Source organism: Pseudomonas monachiensis (assembly GCF_047345015.1).
GTDB classification, from domain to species: Bacteria; Pseudomonadota; Gammaproteobacteria; order Pseudomonadales; family Pseudomonadaceae; genus Aquipseudomonas; species Aquipseudomonas monachiensis.
Genome location: NZ_CP178857.1, coordinates 6,182,708 through 6,199,458, shown reverse-complemented (window position 1 = coordinate 6,199,458; position 16,751 = coordinate 6,182,708). Strand labels below are relative to the sequence as shown.

The 16,751-nt window shown below is 61.1% G+C and carries 17 protein-coding genes; 9 read left to right on the top strand and 8 right to left on the bottom strand.

Features of this window, described 5'->3' with window-relative positions:
* Positions 1 to 45: 45 nt before the first annotated feature.
* The 3 genes from betC (at position 46) to ACMDB8_RS28030 (ending at position 4,257) form a co-directional block, all read left to right on the top strand.
* Positions 46 to 1,560 (top strand): choline-sulfatase, encoded by a 1,515-nt coding sequence (gene betC, locus ACMDB8_RS28040; RefSeq protein ID WP_409078213.1) that lies wholly within the window; start codon positions 46 to 48, stop codon positions 1,558 to 1,560.
* A 16-nt stretch (positions 1,561 to 1,576) separates the two neighbouring features.
* Positions 1,577 to 2,497 carry a choline ABC transporter substrate-binding protein gene (choX, locus tag ACMDB8_RS28035; RefSeq protein ID WP_056726753.1) on the top strand — a complete coding sequence of 307 codons (921 nt, stop codon included), beginning with the start codon at positions 1,577 to 1,579 and terminating at the stop codon, positions 2,495 to 2,497.
* Between the two features lie 191 nt (positions 2,498 to 2,688).
* On the top strand, positions 2,689 to 4,257 hold the full coding sequence (locus ACMDB8_RS28030; protein ID WP_056726754.1) for a SulP family inorganic anion transporter: 1,569 nt from the start codon (positions 2,689 to 2,691) through the stop codon (positions 4,255 to 4,257).
* Positions 4,258 to 4,335: 78 nt separating this feature from the next.
* On the opposite strand, the gene aroE is transcribed toward ACMDB8_RS28030, so the two are convergent.
* On the bottom strand, positions 4,336 to 5,157 hold the full coding sequence (gene aroE / locus ACMDB8_RS28025) for a shikimate dehydrogenase (protein ID WP_056726755.1): 822 nt from the start codon (positions 5,155 to 5,157) through the stop codon (positions 4,336 to 4,338).
* Between the two features lie 13 nt (positions 5,158 to 5,170).
* Positions 5,171 to 6,085: an oxygen-dependent coproporphyrinogen oxidase gene (gene hemF / locus ACMDB8_RS28020; RefSeq protein WP_223542689.1), complete on the bottom strand. Its 915-nt coding sequence runs from the start codon at positions 6,083 to 6,085 to the stop codon at positions 5,171 to 5,173.
* A 163-nt stretch (positions 6,086 to 6,248) separates the two neighbouring features.
* Between hemF and ACMDB8_RS28015 the strand changes: the two genes are divergently transcribed.
* On the top strand, positions 6,249 to 7,226 hold the full coding sequence (locus tag ACMDB8_RS28015; RefSeq protein WP_056726756.1) for an NADPH:quinone reductase: 978 nt from the start codon (positions 6,249 to 6,251) through the stop codon (positions 7,224 to 7,226).
* Positions 7,227 to 7,377: 151 nt separating this feature from the next.
* Here ACMDB8_RS28015 and ACMDB8_RS28010 read toward each other — a convergent pair whose 3' ends face one another.
* From ACMDB8_RS28010 to ACMDB8_RS28000, 3 genes are all read right to left on the bottom strand, one after another.
* Positions 7,378 to 7,935: an L-threonylcarbamoyladenylate synthase gene (locus tag ACMDB8_RS28010; protein ID WP_056726757.1), complete on the bottom strand. Its 558-nt coding sequence runs from the start codon at positions 7,933 to 7,935 to the stop codon at positions 7,378 to 7,380.
* Between the two features lie 54 nt (positions 7,936 to 7,989).
* The gene (gene dprA, locus ACMDB8_RS28005; RefSeq protein WP_056726758.1) at positions 7,990 to 9,096 is read right to left on the bottom strand and encodes a DNA-processing protein DprA; all 1,107 of its coding nucleotides are present in this window, start codon (positions 9,094 to 9,096) and stop codon (positions 7,990 to 7,992) included.
* 81 nt (positions 9,097 to 9,177) lie between these two features.
* On the bottom strand, positions 9,178 to 10,002 hold the full coding sequence (locus tag ACMDB8_RS28000; protein ID WP_056726759.1) for a hypothetical protein: 825 nt from the start codon (positions 10,000 to 10,002) through the stop codon (positions 9,178 to 9,180).
* 184 nt (positions 10,003 to 10,186) lie between these two features.
* Between ACMDB8_RS28000 and def the strand changes: the two genes are divergently transcribed.
* From def to ACMDB8_RS27975, 5 genes are all read left to right on the top strand, one after another.
* Positions 10,187 to 10,693, top strand: a complete 507-nt coding sequence (def, locus tag ACMDB8_RS27995) for a peptide deformylase (RefSeq protein WP_056726760.1) — start codon at positions 10,187 to 10,189, stop codon at positions 10,691 to 10,693.
* Between the two features lie 69 nt (positions 10,694 to 10,762).
* Positions 10,763 to 11,722 (top strand): methionyl-tRNA formyltransferase, encoded by a 960-nt coding sequence (fmt, locus tag ACMDB8_RS27990; protein WP_409078212.1) that lies wholly within the window; start codon positions 10,763 to 10,765, stop codon positions 11,720 to 11,722.
* A complete protein-coding gene (gene rsmB / locus ACMDB8_RS27985) occupies positions 11,719 to 13,029 on the top strand; it encodes a 16S rRNA (cytosine(967)-C(5))-methyltransferase RsmB (RefSeq protein ID WP_409078211.1) in 1,311 nt (436 codons plus the stop codon). The genes fmt and rsmB overlap by 4 nt, the downstream gene beginning before the upstream one ends.
* A 22-nt stretch (positions 13,030 to 13,051) precedes the next feature.
* Positions 13,052 to 14,428 (top strand): Trk system potassium transporter TrkA, encoded by a 1,377-nt coding sequence (gene trkA / locus ACMDB8_RS27980; RefSeq protein ID WP_056726763.1) that lies wholly within the window; start codon positions 13,052 to 13,054, stop codon positions 14,426 to 14,428.
* Positions 14,429 to 14,602: 174 nt separating this feature from the next.
* Positions 14,603 to 14,920, top strand: a complete 318-nt coding sequence (locus ACMDB8_RS27975; RefSeq protein WP_177336489.1) for a tetratricopeptide repeat protein — start codon at positions 14,603 to 14,605, stop codon at positions 14,918 to 14,920.
* Here ACMDB8_RS27975 and ACMDB8_RS27970 read toward each other — a convergent pair whose 3' ends face one another.
* From ACMDB8_RS27970 to ACMDB8_RS27960, 3 genes are all read right to left on the bottom strand, one after another.
* A complete protein-coding gene (locus ACMDB8_RS27970) occupies positions 14,921 to 15,160 on the bottom strand; it encodes a PilZ domain-containing protein (protein ID WP_056726765.1) in 240 nt (79 codons plus the stop codon).
* Between the two features lie 72 nt (positions 15,161 to 15,232).
* Positions 15,233 to 16,120 carry a lysophospholipid acyltransferase gene (locus tag ACMDB8_RS27965; protein WP_008045719.1) on the bottom strand — a complete coding sequence of 296 codons (888 nt, stop codon included), beginning with the start codon at positions 16,118 to 16,120 and terminating at the stop codon, positions 15,233 to 15,235.
* A 40-nt stretch (positions 16,121 to 16,160) separates the two neighbouring features.
* Positions 16,161 to 16,718, bottom strand: coding sequence for a DNA-3-methyladenine glycosylase I (locus tag ACMDB8_RS27960; protein WP_056726766.1), 558 nt, complete (start codon positions 16,716 to 16,718; stop codon positions 16,161 to 16,163).
* Positions 16,719 to 16,751 lie beyond the last annotated feature (33 nt).

Below are 16,751 nucleotides of genomic sequence, written 5' to 3'. Positions count from 1 at the left end.
ACCAGCACTCTCGCATAAACATCCACTATGGAATGCCGCGATCACATGAAGCGCAAGAACATTCTTTTCATCATGGCCGATCAAATGGCTGCGCCAATGTTGCCGTTCTACGGCCCATCGCCCATCAAACTGCCTAATCTCAGCCGCCTCGCCGCACAAGGCGTGGTGTTCGACTCGGCTTATTGCAACAGCCCATTGTGCGCGCCCTCGCGTTTTACCCTCGTCAGCGGCCAGTTGCCGAGCAGGATCGGTGCCTACGACAACGCCGCCGATTTCCCCGCCGACGTACCGACCTACGCCCACTACCTGCGCCGCCTCGGCTACCGCACCGCCTTGTCGGGCAAGATGCATTTCTGCGGGCCAGACCAGCTGCATGGCTACGAAGAACGCCTGACCAGTGACATCTATCCGGCTGACTACGGCTGGGCAGTGAACTGGGATGAGCCGGACGTGCGCCCGACCTGGTACCACAACATGTCGTCGGTACTGCAAGCCGGCCCGTGCGTGCGCACCAATCAACTGGATTTCGACGAAGAGGTGGTGTTCAAGGCCCAGCAGTACCTGTTCGACCATATTCGCGAGGACGGCGACCAGCCGTTCTGCCTGACCGTTTCCATGACTCACCCACACGATCCGTACACGATTCCCAAGGCTTTCTGGGATTTGTACGACGATGCAGACATTCCGCTGCCTGTAACCCCGGACCCGCATGACCTCGACCCGCACTCGCAACGTCTGCTCAAGGTCTACGACCTGTGGGACAAGCCGCTGCCTGTGGATAAAATCCGCGACGCCCGCCGCGCCTATTTCGGCGCGTGCAGCTATATCGACAGCAACGTCGGCAAACTCCTGCAAACTCTCGAGGATACCGGGCTGATTGATGACACCATCATTGTGTTTTCCGGCGACCACGGCGACATGCTCGGCGAGCGCGGCCTCTGGTACAAAATGCACTGGTATGAAATGGCTGCTCGGGTGCCGCTGCTAGTCAGCGCACCAGGGCAGTTCGGTGCCAGCCGGGTCAGCGCCAGTGTTTCCACGGCGGACCTGTTGCCAACCTTCGTCGAACTGGCCGGCGGCTCGCTGGAACCGGGCTTGCCGCTGGACGGCCGCTCGCTGGTCCCGCACCTGCAAGGGCAGGGCGGTCACGACGAGGTGTTTGGCGAATACATGGCCGAAGGCACCGTCAGCCCGTTGATGATGATTCGCCGCGGTGCCTACAAATTCATCTACAGCGAAGACGACCCTTGCCTACTCTTCGACGTACAGAATGACCCTCGCGAACTGGAAGAACTCAGTCATTTGCCGCAACATCGCCAGTTGTTCGACGATTTTCTCGTCGAAGCGCGGGCCAAATGGAACATTCCGGCGATTCACCAGCAGGTGCTCGCCAGCCAGCGGCGCCGACGCTTCGTGGCCGAGGCGCTGACCCTCGGCAAGCTGAAGAGCTGGGATCACCAGCCACTGGTGGACGCCAGTCAGCAGTACATGCGCAACCACATCGACCTCGACGATCTGGAGCGTAAAGCACGTTATCCACAACCCTGCCAAAACCAATAATGTTAAGGGGAAGTCCATGCAAAGGTTATCCACAGTACTGACGGTCGGGCTCCTGGCTCTGGGCAGTGCATCGGCGTTTGCCGATCAGAGTTGCGAGACCGTGAAAATGGCCGACCCGGGCTGGAGCGATATCGCCGCGACCAATGCCATCACCGGGTTTCTGCTGGACGGTATGGGCTACAAGGCCAAGGTCGACACCCTCGCGGTGCCGATCACCTTTGGCGGGCTGAAGGATGGCCAGGTCGATGTATTCCTGGGTAACTGGATGCCGGCGCAGCAGGGCTTCTATGACAAGTTCGTCGCCAACGGCGATGTCACGCAATTGGCGAAGAACCTCGACGGCACCGAATTCACCCTCGCTGTTCCGGACTACGTGTGGGACGCGGGTGTGCATAACTTTGCCGACCTGAACAAATACGCCGACAAGTTCGACCACAAGATCTACGGCATCGGCTCCGGTGCTCCAGCGAACATCTCCCTGCAAGAGATCATCAAGAAAAACGATTTCGACATGGGCCAGTGGAAACTGGTCGAGTCCAGCGAGCAGGCGATGCTGGCGGAAGTGTCCCGCGCGGTGAAAAAGCAGAAATTCGTGACCTTCCTCGGCTGGACGCCGCACCCGATGAACGTGCAGCTGAAAATGCACTATCTGAAGGGTGGCGAGAAATACTTCGGTGACACCGGCAGCGTACATACCCTGACCCGCAAAGGTTATGCACAGGCCTGCCCGAACGTTGGCAAACTGCTGAGCAACCTGAGCTTCACCCAGGACATGGAGAACAGCATCATGGCCGAGGTGGTGAACAAGAAAGTCAGCAATGCCGACGCAGCCAAGGCGTGGATCAAGGCCAACCCGGCGGTGTTGGATAAATGGCTCGATGGAGTGAAGACCGTGGACGGCAAGGATGCGCTGCCAGCGGTCAAAGCGAAACTCTGATGATTACCTGTGGCGAGGGAGCTTGCTCCCGCTCGGCTGCGCAGCAGACGCAATCCGGTTACCTCGATGAGTCAGACACATCGTGATTGCCCTTTTGGGACCGCTACGCGGTCCAGCGGGAGCAAGCTCCCTCGCCACAATGATCGCGTTGTCCTGCTACCCTTGCGCAAAATCCCCAACCGAGAGGCCCCATGGCCCTGCCAAGCCGCCATTCACTCTTCCCCTTCCTCACCTGGCTGCCCCGGCAAACCCGCGCCAGTGTCGGTCGCGACCTGATCGTTGGCCTCAGCGGCGCGATTCTCGCGTTGCCGCAATCCATTGCCTACGCACTGATTGCCGGCCTGCCGCCGGAATACGGCCTGTACGCCGCAATCATCCCGGTGTTGATCGCTTGCCTGTGGGGCTCGTCGTGGCATTTGATCTGCGGTCCTACGGCGGCCATCTCCATTGTCTTGTACGCCAGCGTCAGTCCTCTGGCCGTTCCTGCGTCGCAGGACTACGTCATGTTGATCCTGTTGCTGACGTTTCTTGCCGGCCTCTTTCAGTGGATGCTGGGATTGCTGCGCTTTGGCGCACTGGTGAATTTCGTCTCGCATTCGGTGGTGCTCGGCTTCACCCTGGGTGCCGCCGTGGTGATTGCCATCGGTCAATTGCCTAACCTGCTGGGACTGGACTTGCCCAGTCAGGCTACCGCGCTGGATAGCTTCATCACCTTGTTGCGCCATCTCGGCGAAATGGACAAGCCTTCACTGGCACTGGGGCTGGCGACGGTGGTGGTGGGCGTGATCCTCAAGCTGCTGCTGCCACGCTGGCCGACGCTCTTGATCACCCTGGTTCTCGGCGGCTTGCTGGTTTGGCTCTGGCCATCAATGTTCGGCCATGTGCAACTGGTCAGCGCCTTTACCGGCAAACTGCCGCCCTTCAGTCCATTGCCGCTGGACCTTGATCTGATCCTGCGCCTGCTGCCCAGCGCGGTAGCGGTAGGAATGCTCGGGTTGGTCACCAGCCTGTCGATTGCCCGCTCGATCTCCGCACGTTCGCAGCAATTACTCGACGCGAACCAGGAAGTTCGTGCCCAAGGCCTGTCGAACATCGTCGGTGCGTTTTTTTCCGGATCACTGTCAGCCGGCTCCTTCACTCGCTCAGGCCTGAGCTATGAAGCGGGGGCCTGTTCGCCACTGGCCGGGATTTTTTCGGCATTGTGGGTGGCGCTGTTTGCGATCTTCGGCGCGAGCCTGATCGCGCACATCCCGATTCCGGCCATGGCCGGCAGCATTCTGTTGATCGCCTGGGGGCTGGTGGACCATCGCGGCATTCGCGCGTTGTTGCGGGTCAGCCGCGCCGAATTCGTGGTCATGGCGCTGACCTGCGTCGCCACCCTGCTGCTGGAATTGCAGACGGCAATCTACGCCGGTGTGCTGGCCTCGCTTTTTTTCTACCTCAAGCGCACATCGCAACCACGGGTGCAGCATGTGCGGGATGGCGAGGAAGACATTCTGCGGGTGGGCGGCTCGATCTTTTTCGGCGCCAGCCATTACCTGCAAGTGCGCCTGCAACGCATGCACGGCGCGCGCGTGGTGATCGAGGCGCAGCAGATCAACTTCATCGACTATTCAGGAGTGGAAATGCTGCACCAGGAAGCGCGGCGCCTGCTTCGCCAGGACCGCAGCCTGACCTTGCGCCGAGCCCGGCCGCAGGTGGTGGAAGAGTTGAGGAAGCTGGAAGGGGCACAGAAGTGCCCGATCCGGTTTGAAGATTAAAGAGATCGCTGCCTTCGGCAGCTCCTACGGGTTGTGTGATCACCAGTAGGAGCTGCCGAAGGCTGCGATCTTTTGACTTTAAAGGGCCAGTTGCCGGCGAAGCTCAGCCAATACCGGCGCTGTATCCGGGCGTACACCGCGCCACAGAAAGAAGGCCTCGGCTGCCTGCTCGGCCAGCATCCCCAAGCCATCCATCACCACTGCCGCGCCGTTTTCGCTGGCCCAGCGGCAGAACGAGGTCGGCTCCTTGCCGTACATCATGTCGTAGCACACCGTTTTGCCAGGCTCGATCAGGCTGGCAGCAATCGGTGGCACATCGCCGGTCAGGCTCGCCGACGTCGCGTTGATGATCAGGTCCACCGACTCCCGTAACCAGTCGTAGCCACTGGCCGAGACCGGCCCCAGATCGCAGAACAGTTCCGCCAGCAACTCGGCCTTTTCCACCGTGCGATTGGCGATGATCACCGATGCCGGCTGCTCGGCCAGCAACGGCTCCAAAGCACCGCGCACCGCGCCGCCAGCACCGAGCAGCAGGATGCGTTTGCCTTTGAGGCTGAACCCGGCATTGACCGTCAGGTCGCGCACCAGCCCGGCACCGTCGGTGTTGTCGCCCAGCAAACTGCCATCGGCCAGTTTGCTCAGGGTGTTCACCGCGCCCGCCCGCTGCGCCCGTGCCGTCAGGCTGTTCGCCAGCCGATAGGCTTCCTCCTTGAACGGCACCGTCACATTGGCGCCACGCCCTTCGAGGAAAAACGTCCGGGCACAGGTGGAAAAGTCGTCCAGTGGCGCCAGTAGCGTGTTGTAGTCCAGCTTCTGCGCGGTCTGCTCGGCGAACAAGCGATGGATCAACGGCGACTTGCTGTGGCCAATCGGGTTACCGAATACGACATAACGGTCCATCAGGATTCCTCGTTCAGGCTTCGGCCAACCAATCGCGGTCTTGCAGGAAGTACTCGGTCAGGCGCGCTTCTTCGCTGCCGGGCTCGGCCTTCCAGTCGTAGGCCCAGCGCACTTGCGGCGGCAGCGACATCAGGATCGACTCGGTACGTCCGCCCGATTGCAGGCCGAACAGCGTGCCACGGTCATAAACCAGGTTGAACTCGACATAGCGCCCACGGCGGAACTCCTGGAATTCCCGCTGTTTTTCGGTGAACGCATCGTTCTTGCGGCGCTGCACGATGGGCAGATAGGCGTCGATGTACGCATCACCGATGGCGCGCATGAAGGCGAAGCTGGTGTCGAAATCCCACTCGTTCAGGTCGTCGAAAAACAACCCGCCGATGCCACGCGGCTCGTGACGATGCTTGATGTGGAAGTAGCTGTCGCACCAGGCCTTGTAACGCGGGTAGACGTCCGGGCCGAACCGCGCACAGGCCTGCTCGGCGACACGGTGCCAGTGGATGCAGTCTTCTTCGTTGCCGTAATACGGGGTCAGGTCGAAGCCGCCGCCAAACCACCAGACCGGTTCTTCACCTTCTTTTTCCGCGATGAAAAAGCGCACGTTGGCGTGGGAAGTCGGCACGTGCGGGTTGTGCGGGTGAATCACCAGCGAAACGCCGAGGGCTTCGAAGCCACGGCCGGCCAGTTCCGGTCGATGAGCGCTGGCAGACGGTGGGAGACCGCTGCCGAAGACATGGGAAAAGTTGACGCCGCCCTTTTCAATCACCGCGCCGTTTTCTATCACGCGGGTGCGACCGCCACCGCCCGCCGGCCTGGTCCAGGCGTCTTCGACGAATTGCGTGCCACCGTCTTCGGCCTCCAGAGCGGCGCAAATACGGTCTTGCAGGTCGAGCAGGTAGGCTTTTACGGCCTCGGTGCGGGTCGTCATGTCATCACCTTGAATCGGGCAAAACAACGCGGCGCTCCATTGGAGCTCAGCCTGCGCAAATGGGCGCGTAGCATACCATCGCAAGTCACCCCGCCGCAGTTGACGAAGATCAAGCTTAGGAGTCCGATAGGGAGCTTGGTAAAACGACCTATGGAGAGTTCTGATGGCAAAGCGTATCCAGTTCCGCGCCCATGGTGGCCCCGAAGTGCTCGAATATGTGGATTACCAGCCCGCCGAGCCAGGTCCGAAGGAAGTGCGCGTGACCAACAAGGCCATCGGCCTGAACTTCATCGACACCTATTACCGCAGTGGCCTGTACCCACCACCGTCCCTACCGTCGGGTGTCGGCTCGGAAGGTGCAGGCGTGGTCGAGGCGGTGGGCAGCGAAGTGAGCCGCTTCAAGATCGGCGATCGCGTCGCCTATGGCAGCGGCCCTCTGGGCGCCTACAGCGATCTTCACGTCTTGCCCGAGGCTAATCTGGTGAAACTGCCGGACGCCATCAGCTTCGAACAGGCCGCCGGCGTGATGCTCAAGGGCCTGACCGTGCAGTACCTGCTGCGTCAGACTTATGAACTCAAGGGTGGCGAAACCATCCTGTTCCATGCCGCGGCCGGCGGGGTCGGTTCCCTGGCCTGCCAATGGGCCAGAGCCTTGGGCGTCAAGTTGATCGGCACCGTCAGCTCGGCGGAGAAGGCCGCGCTGGCCAAGGCCAACGGCGCCTGGGCGACCATCGACTACAGCCATGAAAATGTCGCGCAACGCGTGCTGGAATTGACCGACGGCAAAAAAGTCCCGGTGGTGTACGACGGTGTTGGCAAGGACACCTGGCTGACTTCACTCGATAGCGTCGCGCCACGCGGGCTGGTGGTGAGTTTCGGCAATGCGTCCGGCGCGGTCGACGGTGTGAACCTGGGGATCCTGGCAGGGAAAGGCTCGCTGTACGTAACCCGGCCAACCCTGGGCACTTATGCGAACAACGCCGAGAACCTGCAACGCATGGCCGACGAGTTGTTCGAGATGATCATCGGCGGCAAGCTGACCGTGGACATCAGCCAGCGTTATCCACTGGCTGACGCGGCGAAGGCGCAGACCGAGTTGTCGGCGCGGCGCACGACGGGTTCGGTTGTTCTGCTGCCATAACCCTCTGTGGCGAGGGAGCTTGCTCCCGTTGGGCTGCGCAGCAGCCCTGCATTCGGCAACTGTGTAGTTTCAGTTATAACGCGCCTGCAGTTTTTGCGGGCGCTGCGCACCCGAACGGGAGCAAGCTCCCTCGCCACATGTCCATCCAGCTTTAGTCCGGACGCACAACCCTGCCGGTCGCCAGATCACGAATCACGCTCGGGTTCTTGCGCCCGCCCAAATTGCCACCCAGCACCAGATCCACCTGGCCACGGAAATACTGCTCGACGCGAATCCTCGTACGCGCCGCCGGACGTCCCTGCGGGTTGGCCGACGTCGACACCAGCGGCCCGACCAGCGCGCACAAATCCCGCACCTGAGGGTGATCGCTGACCCGCAGCGCCACGGTTTCATGCACGCCGGTAATCCACTCCGGCAACAGGTTCTGGTGCGGCACCAGCCAGGTGTTCGGACCCGGCCAGGTGCTGGCCATGCGGTCCATCCACAATTCGGGGAAGTCTTCGAAAAGGAAATCGAACTGACGGATGTTGTCGGCGACCAGAATCAGCCCCTTGTCCACAGACCGGCCCTTGATCAGCAGCAGACGTTCCACCGCTTCCTCATCCCAGGGGTCGCAACCCAGGCCCCAGACTGCTTCGGTTGGGTAGGCAATCACCGCCCCGGCGCGAATTGCTTGCGCGGCTTGTTGCACACGCCAACTGTTGACCATGAAAAACACTCCAGAATTAGGCTCTGCGCAGTTTACCGATCTTGTTTATAAAACCTAGCTCACCCGCGCAAACCAGCGCCCGCTTTCGCACACGGCGCGGCCATCCATTTCCAGTTCCGTCAGCGCCGCCAGCACTTTCGGCAGGGCCCAGCCGCTTGCGTCGGCCAGCGCTTCACTGGTGTGAGGCGCGGCATGCAGCAGCTTCAGCAGTGGGTGAGTCGTTGCAGGGATGCAGGTTTCTGTGGATAACGACAGTCGTTGCCAGCCGCGCAAGGCTTCGAGGATATGTTCGATAGTTTCCACCAGCACCGCACCGTCCCGAATCAACTGATGACAGCCGCGGGCACCGGGGTGATGGATCGATCCAGGCATCGCAAACACCTCGCGCCCCTGTTCCGCCGCCAGCCTCGCGGTGATCAGAGAACCGCTGGCGACACTGGCTTCGACCACCAGCACCCCGAGAGACAAACCACTGATGATCCGGTTGCGCCGGGGGAAGTTGCCGGCGCTGGGGCCTGCATCCAGTGGAAACTCCGAAAGCACTGCGCTGCCCGACGCGATCATGGCGTCCGCCAGGCGTCTGTTTCGCTGTGGATAAAACTTCTCGAGCCCCGTGCCGAGCACACCAACTGTTTGCCCACCGACGTCGAGCGCGGCCTGGTGCGCGGCGGCGTCAATGCCCAGGGCCAGGCCGCTGGTAATGACAAAACCGGCACCGGCCAGGCTGCGGGAAAACGCGGCAGCGGTGTCCATTCCTGGCCGGGACGCGCGACGGCTGCCGACCATCGCCAGTTGTGGTTTTTCCAGAATGCCCGGATCGCCCGCGACAAATAACAGCGGCGGTGCATCGCTGATTTGTGCCAGCAGTGCCGGATAGTCCGGTTGGTCCCACATCAGTAAATGCTGGGCCGGATGCTCCAGCCAGGCCAATGCATGACTGGCGCCGTCACGGATCTCGGTGCTACGCCTGGCCTCGGAACAGGCCAGTGGCAAACCCAGCGCGCGCCAGGCACTGGCCGGTGCGCTGATCGCTTTTGACGCCGAGCCAAAGGCTTCAAGCAGCTTCTTGAAACGTGCCGGACCGAGTTCCGGCAAGCGGTGCAGACGTAATCGAGCTTCCAGTTCCGCGGGGGAAACCGGTGTAACAGTAGGCAGCGACATGGATCATCCTTGATCGTAATAAGCACCCGTACAAACGGGAATAAGCTGTGGATAACTCTGTTGGTAACTTGTGAAGCACTCTTACGGATTTCGCACCTTGTCCATCACCGACAGCGAGCGCGAAGCGCTGAGCACCAGCCCATAGCTGAGCTTGTCGTAGGTACGGAAAACCATCAGCAGACCAGCGCGCTCATCGGGAATTTTCAACGGCTGACCGGTTATCCGGTCGCGCACGGTTTCGCCGGTCTTCATCACCGCCAGCAGATTGCCTTCGGCCAGGCCGTCGCGCTGCCCCTTGTTCAGTGTTACCACGTCCAACTCGCCGATCTGCGTGACCCCACGCGGCACATCGATGATCAAACCGTTGATTTCGTGGCTCGGTGTGCTGGGCGTAAAGGTCGAGTTGATCGCGCGCTCCTCACCGCCGAACAAGCGATCGCCGAGGCGGACCTCCTGGGTTGTGCGTTGCAACTCCAGGGTGGCGACCTCACCTTCGATGGCCACGACCTCGCCGCCGCCGATGTCATCGGCGTTGATCCCCAGGATTTCCTTGCTCTGCGGATCGGTGTAGACCTTGCCTTGGCGGAAAATGCCGTACGCCGGTTGCGCCGGATCGAAATGGCCGCGGGCAAAAATGCGGTCACCCGCGCCACTGAGCACGCGCTCGGCATCGCCTGCGACGATGTAGGGCGCCTTGTCGAAATCCTCGGCCTTGTCGACGATGCGGTTGCTCAGCAAAAAGCTGTTGATCGATTTCAGCGCAATGCCGGGGATAGCCTCGGTTACCGGGCTGCTACGCACCTGAGGCGACAGCTTTATGGTGGGAATATCTTCCCGAAGTTGCACTTGCCCGTAGGCCAGACCGGCCGAGGCCAGTAGCAGCAGGGCGAGTAGTGATTTCCTCATGCGGTGAATCCCTTTATTATGTGCGTTCGCGTGAAACGCCAGAGCCATCAGAGGCTCGCTCCCTGCTTGCTTATCAAGACTTGCTTGTCAACAAAAGGGAGCTACGTTTTACAACGGTAGCCTGCATCTTCGGACCGCCAGGCCATCGACCCGACCTTACTTCACACGTGCACTAATCAAGCTTATGGCCATTTTAAACATCCTCGAATTCCCTGATCCGCGTCTGCGCACTATCGCCAAACCAGTGGCCGTAGTGGACGACGAAGTGCGTCAGTTGGTCGACGACATGTTTGAAACAATGTATGAAGCGCCTGGCATCGGCCTCGCCGCTACCCAGGTCAACGTGCACAAACGTATCGTCGTGATGGACCTCTCCGAAGACCGCAGCGAACCGCGAGTGTTCATCAACCCCGAATTCGAACCCCTGACCGACGAGATGGAGCAATACCAGGAAGGCTGCCTTTCGGTACCGGGCTTCTACGAAAACGTCGATCGCCCGCAAAGGGTCAAGGTCAAGGCGCTGGACCGCGATGGCCAACCCTACGAACTGATCGCCGAAGGCCTGCTCGCGGTGTGCATCCAGCATGAATGCGACCACCTCAACGGCAAATTGTTCGTTGATTACCTGTCGACGCTCAAACGCGACCGCATCAAGAAGAAGCTGGAAAAACAGCATCGCCAAAACGCTTGATGCCCTCCTTCAAAGGCTTGCCGCGGCAAGCCTTTTTCTTTTCAAGATGCTTTGCAATAGAGAACACCCATGACTGAGCCACTGCGCATCGTCTTTGCCGGCACCCCCGAATTCGCCGCCGAACACCTCAAGGCCCTGCTCGACAGCCCTTACGAGATCGTCGCGGTCTACACCCAACCGGATCGTCCGGCCGGTCGCGGGCAAAAACTGATGCCAAGCCCGGTCAAGCAACTGGCGCTGGAGAACAATATCCCGGTGCTGCAACCGCCGACCCTGCGCAACGAAGATGCCCAGGCGGAACTGGCCGCGCTCAAGCCGGACTTGATGGTGGTGGTCGCCTACGGCCTGATCCTGCCGCAAGTGGTGCTGGATATTCCGCGCCTGGGTTGCATCAACAGTCACGCCTCGCTGCTGCCGCGCTGGCGTGGTGCGGCGCCGATCCAGCGCGCCGTGGAAGCGGGGGACGCCGAAAGCGGCGTGACCGTAATGCGCATGGAAGCCGGCCTCGATACCGGGCCGATGCTGCTCAAGGTCGCCACGCCGATCAGCGCCGAAGACACCGGTGGCAGCCTGCATGATCGTCTGGCCGAAATGGGCCCGCCGGCCGTGGTCCAGGCGATTGCCGGCCTCGCCGCCGCAACACTGGAGGGCGAAGTGCAGGACGACAGCCTGGCCACCTATGCGCATAAATTGAACAAGGACGAAGCACGCATCGACTGGAGTCGCCCGGCGGTTGAGCTGGAGCGTCTGGTGCGTGCCTTCAACCCGTGGCCGATCACCCACAGCACCTTGAACGGCGAAGCCCTGAAAGTGCTGGCCGCAAATCTGGCTGAAGGCAAAGGCGCCCCGGGTGAAATCCTTAGCGCCAGCAAGGACGGTCTGATCGTCGCCTGCGGCGAGCAGGCCTTGTGCCTGACCCGTCTGCAATTGCCCGGCGGCAAGGCGCTGAACTTCAGTGACCTGTTCAACAGCCGCCGTGAGAAATTCGCCACCGGAACGATCCTCGGTCAAGCGGCGGACGCTCAATGAATCCGCGTTTGGCCGCCGCCAAGGCACTCGCCGCAGTCCTGAGCGGCAAAGCCTCGCTCAACAGTTCGCTGCCAACACAAATGGACAAGGTCGACGACCGTGATCGCGGCTTCACCCAGGACCTGGCATTCGGCACCGCACGCTGGCAGCCACGCTTGTCCGCGCTGGCGGCCAAACTGTTGCAGAAGCCGTTCAAGGCAGCCGACGCCGATGTCGAAGCGTTGCTGTTGGTCGGTCTCTATCAATTGCTCTACACCCGCGTCCCGGCCCACGCCGCCATCGGCGAAACCGTCGGTTGCGCCGACAAGCTGAAAAAGCCTTGGGCCAAGGCATTGCTCAACGCTGTGCTACGCAATGCTCAGCGCGAAAGCGAAACGATTTTCGCCGAGCTGGAACGTGATCCGGTGGTGCGCACCGCCCACCCGCGCTGGTTGCAGAAATCCCTGAAGGCGTTCTGGCCCGAGCAATGGGAAGCCATTTGCGCCGCCAACAATGCGCATCCGCCGATGATTCTGCGGGTCAACCGTCGTCATCACAGCCGTGATGCCTATCTCGGATTGTTGACCGACGCCGGTATCGCCGCGACGCCATGCATTTATAGCCGCGATGGCATCGTGCTCGAAGCCGCCACCGACGTGCGCGGCCTGCCAGGCTTCGCCGAGGGCTGGATCAGCGTGCAGGACGAGGCCGCGCAACTGGCTGCCGATCTGCTCGACCTCGCGCCAGGCCAACGGGTGCTGGACGCCTGCTGCGCACCGGGCGGCAAGACCTGCCACATCCTCGAAGCCGAGCCAAAACTGGCCGGCGTCGTGGCCGTAGACCTTGAAGCCAAGCGACTGGTACGAGTGCGGGAAAACCTCGAACGCCTGAAACTGAGCGCCGAACTGATTGCCGCCGACGGTCGCGACACTCAGGCGTGGTGGGACGGCAAGCCGTTCCAGCGCATCCTGCTGGACGCGCCATGCTCGGCCACCGGCGTGATTCGTCGTCACCCGGACATCAAGCTGACCCGCCAACCCGACGACATCGCCGCGCTGGCGCTGCTGCAGGGCGAGTTGCTCGATGCCATGTGGAAAACCCTGGAAGTCGGGGGCATCCTGCTGTACGCCACCTGTTCCACGCTGCCGACCGAAAACACCGAAGTCATCGAAGCCTTCCTCGCCCGAACGCCGGGTGCCCGGGAACTGGACCTCGCCACGGCGGCCGGCATCAAGCAGCCCCATGGTCGCCAGTTGCTGGCCCAGGAAGGTGGCCACGATGGTTTCTACTACGCCAAGCTGATCAAGATCGCCGCCGCTCGCGGTTAAATGGATTCAATGGAGTGACTGGATGAAAATCATCATCCTTGGTGCAGGGCAGGTCGGCGGTTCGCTGGCCGAACACCTGGCCAGTGAAGCCAACGACATTACTGTGGTCGACACCGATGGCGAGCGCCTGCGCGACCTTGGTGACCGCCTGGACATCCGCACGGTACAAGGTCGTGGCTCATTCCCGACCGTGTTGCGCCAAGCCGGAGCGGATGACGCCGACATGCTGGTCGCGGTGACCAACAGCGACGAAACCAACATGGTCGCCTGCCAGGTCGCCCATACCCTGTTCCACACCCCGACCAAGATCGCCCGGGTTCGCGAAGCCGCGTACCTGACCCGCGAAGAGCAGCTGTTCCAGAACGAAGCGATTCCGGTGGACGTTCTGATCAGCCCGGAACAAGTGGTCACCAACTATATAAAGCGCCTGATCCAGCACCCCGGCGCCTTGCAGGTGATCGACTTCGCCGAAGGCAAGGCGCAACTGGTGGCGGTACGGGCGTACTACGGCGGGCCGCTGGTGGGCCAGCAACTGCGGCAGTTGCGTGAACACATGCCGAACGTGGAAACCCGCGTCGCGGCGATTTTCCGTCGTGACCGGCCGATCCTGCCCCAGGGCGACACGGTGATCGAGGCCGACGACGAGGTGTTTTTCATCGCCGCCAAGGCGAATATTCGCGCGGTGATGAGCGAAATGCGCCGTCTCGACGAAACCTATAAACGCATCGTCATCGCCGGTGGCGGGCAGATTGGCGAGCGTCTGGCCGAGGCCATCGAAAGCCGTTATCAGGTGAAAATCATCGAGATGAACCCGGCGCGCTGCCGTCATCTCTCCGACACACTGGACAGCACGGTAGTGTTGCAGGGCAGTGCTTCAGACCGCGACCTGCTGATGGAAGAGAACATCGCCGACGCCGACCTGTTCCTGGCGCTGACCAACGACGACGAAGCCAACATCATGTCATCGTTGCTGGCCAAGCGACTGGGCGCGAAGAAGGTGATGACCATCATCAACAACCCGGCCTATGTCGATCTGATCCAGGGCGGCGACATCGACATCGCCATCAGCCCGCAACTGGCGACCATCGGCACCTTGCTGGCCCACGTGCGCCGAGGCGACATCGTCAGCGTGCACTCACTGCGCCGGGGTGCGGCGGAGGCCATCGAGGCAATTGCCCATGGCGATGCGAAATCGAGCAAGGTGATCGGCAAGGCCATCGAGAACATCGGCCTGCCGCCAGGCACCACCATCGGTGCGATTATCCGCGACGAAGAAGTGATCATCGCCCACGACAACACCGTGATCGAAGCGGGCGACCATGTGATTCTGTTCCTTGTGGATAAAAAGCATATTCGCGATGTGGAGAAGCTGTTTCATGTGGGGTTGAGCTTCTTCTGATCCGGATTTTTCGGCGATCAGACTGGCCTCATCGCGAGCAAGCTCGCTCCCACAGGGTTCTCGGTCGTACACAGCATTTGTGTTTCTGAAGATCAACTGTGGGAGCGAGCTTGCTCGCGATAGCGGACTTCCAGATACCGGATATTTTCCTGACACACCTCAAAAAGGAATCCACTGATGATCGAATCCCTGGAAAAAATGCTCGCCAAGGGTGTGGATAACTCATTGCTGCGCTTCGGCCTGGGCAAGGGCTATCTGGATCTGGGGGAAAACGCCAAGGCTGCGGAGCATTTCCAACGCTGCGTCGAATTCGATCCGAAGTATTCGGCGGCATGGAAACTACTGGGCAAGGCCCATCTGGCGCTGGCGGACTTTACGGCCGCGCGCCAAGCCTGGGAGCAAGGTCTGGAAGCCGCTCGCGCCCATGGCGACAAGCAGGCCGAAAAGGAAATGACGGTGTTCCTGAAGAAGCTCGAGCGTCAGGCGTACTGATCAGAGATAACGCAAACCGATTCCCTCGGCATCCACCTGCACTACTTCCATACGCACCCGCGGCGCGCCTGTGGGTAAGCCCTGCACCTGACCGTAAACCACCGCGCCTTTGGGCAAAGTCGACAACCCCGGATGCTTGACGTAAACGCCGGTGGTCGACAGGTTGCGCGTCTGCCCCAGGCAATCGCCAAAGCTTTCGTGACTGATCTTGATGCGGAATGACTTGCGGTGTTCGGACATCTTCTGCGCCCTTGAGTGAACGGTTGTGGATAACCCCGAGTCCAGGGTCATCCACAGATCATGCCAATCGATTCAATACCAACGCTCTTCACCCGGCGGACGCTTCTTGAAGCGCTTCATGCTCCACATGTACTGGCTCGGGTATGCCCGCACATAGCGCTCGACCACCTGGCTCATGGCCGCGCAGGACTGCGCGGTATCGGTGCTGTACATGGCCTCTGGCGCAGCTTCAAGGATCACTTTGTAGCCGGAACCGTCCGGCAGGCGCAGGGCATGCAGGAACACGCCGACCGCTTTGCCGCCGGCCAGCATGTTCGGCACGAACTTGCTGGTCAGCGCCTGGGTGGCGAAGAACGGCACGAAGATCCCGGCGGATTCGGACGGTTCCGGGTCAGCGGGAATGCCCACTGCACCACCTTTGCGCACTTCCTTGATGACGCTGAGGATGCCTTCCTTGGTGGAAGCGGCGACTTTGTTACCCAACTGCACCCGCTGCTTTTGCAGCAATTCATCCACCGCTTTCAACTTCGGCGGGCGGTAGAAAATGATCGGTTTGCACTGGCTGCAATAGAAGTGGTTCAGCACTTCCCAGTTGCCCAGGTGGCTGGTGATACCGACCACGCCTTTGCCGGAGGCGAGGGCGTCCTTCAAGATGTCGAGGCCTTCAACCTCGCGCACCAGGTCGATGGAGCGCTGGGCCGGCCAGATCCAGGCGCAGGCGCTTTCGGTCAGGGACTTGCCGATGTCCTTAAGGCTCTGTCCGACTAAACGTTCGCGCTCGGCGGGGTCCATGTCCGGAAAGCACTTGGACAGGTTGATCCGCACCACGTCGCGGGAACGGTTCGGGGTTTTCCACATGACCCAGCCAATCGCCGAGCCGACGGCCTGCACGGCCCGCCACGGAAGCAGGGCAAACAGCCGCAGAGCGCCTACCAGCAAGGCGCCTTTCAACTTATCCACAGGTCACTCCTGATTTTGTGCTGTGCGCGAGGCGGCCATTCTAACCGCCGTTCGCCAACTGCGCGTAGCGGTCGCAGTCCCGGGTGTGATCCATCACCATGCCCGAAGCCTGCATTAGCGCATAGCAAATGGTCGGCCCGACGAACGTGAAACCGGCTTTTTTCAGGCCTTTGCTCATTTCCACGGCGATCGGCGTCACGGCCGGGACTTCACTGCGATCCTTGAAATGATTGATCACAGGCACGCCACCGACGAACGACCAGAGAAACGCCACCGGGTCCTCCAGCGCCAGCCAGGCCTGGGCATTGCGCCGGGCCGCGTTGAGCTTGAGGCGGTTGCGGATGATGCCGGGATCGAGCATCAACTCGTCGATTTCGGCATCGCTCATCTGCGCCACGCGCTGGACATCAAAGCCGAACATCACCTGGCGATAGTGCTCGCGTTTGCGCAGCACAGTGATCCAGGAAAGCCCGGCCTGGAACCCTTCGAGCAAAAGCAACTCGAACAAACCCTGCGCATCGCGTAGCGGCGTGCCCCACTCCTGATCGTGATAAGCCATGTACAGCGGATCTTCGGAACACCAAAAGCAGCGTGGCATAAGGCTCCAGGGGGCGTGCGCAGCAATGAATCG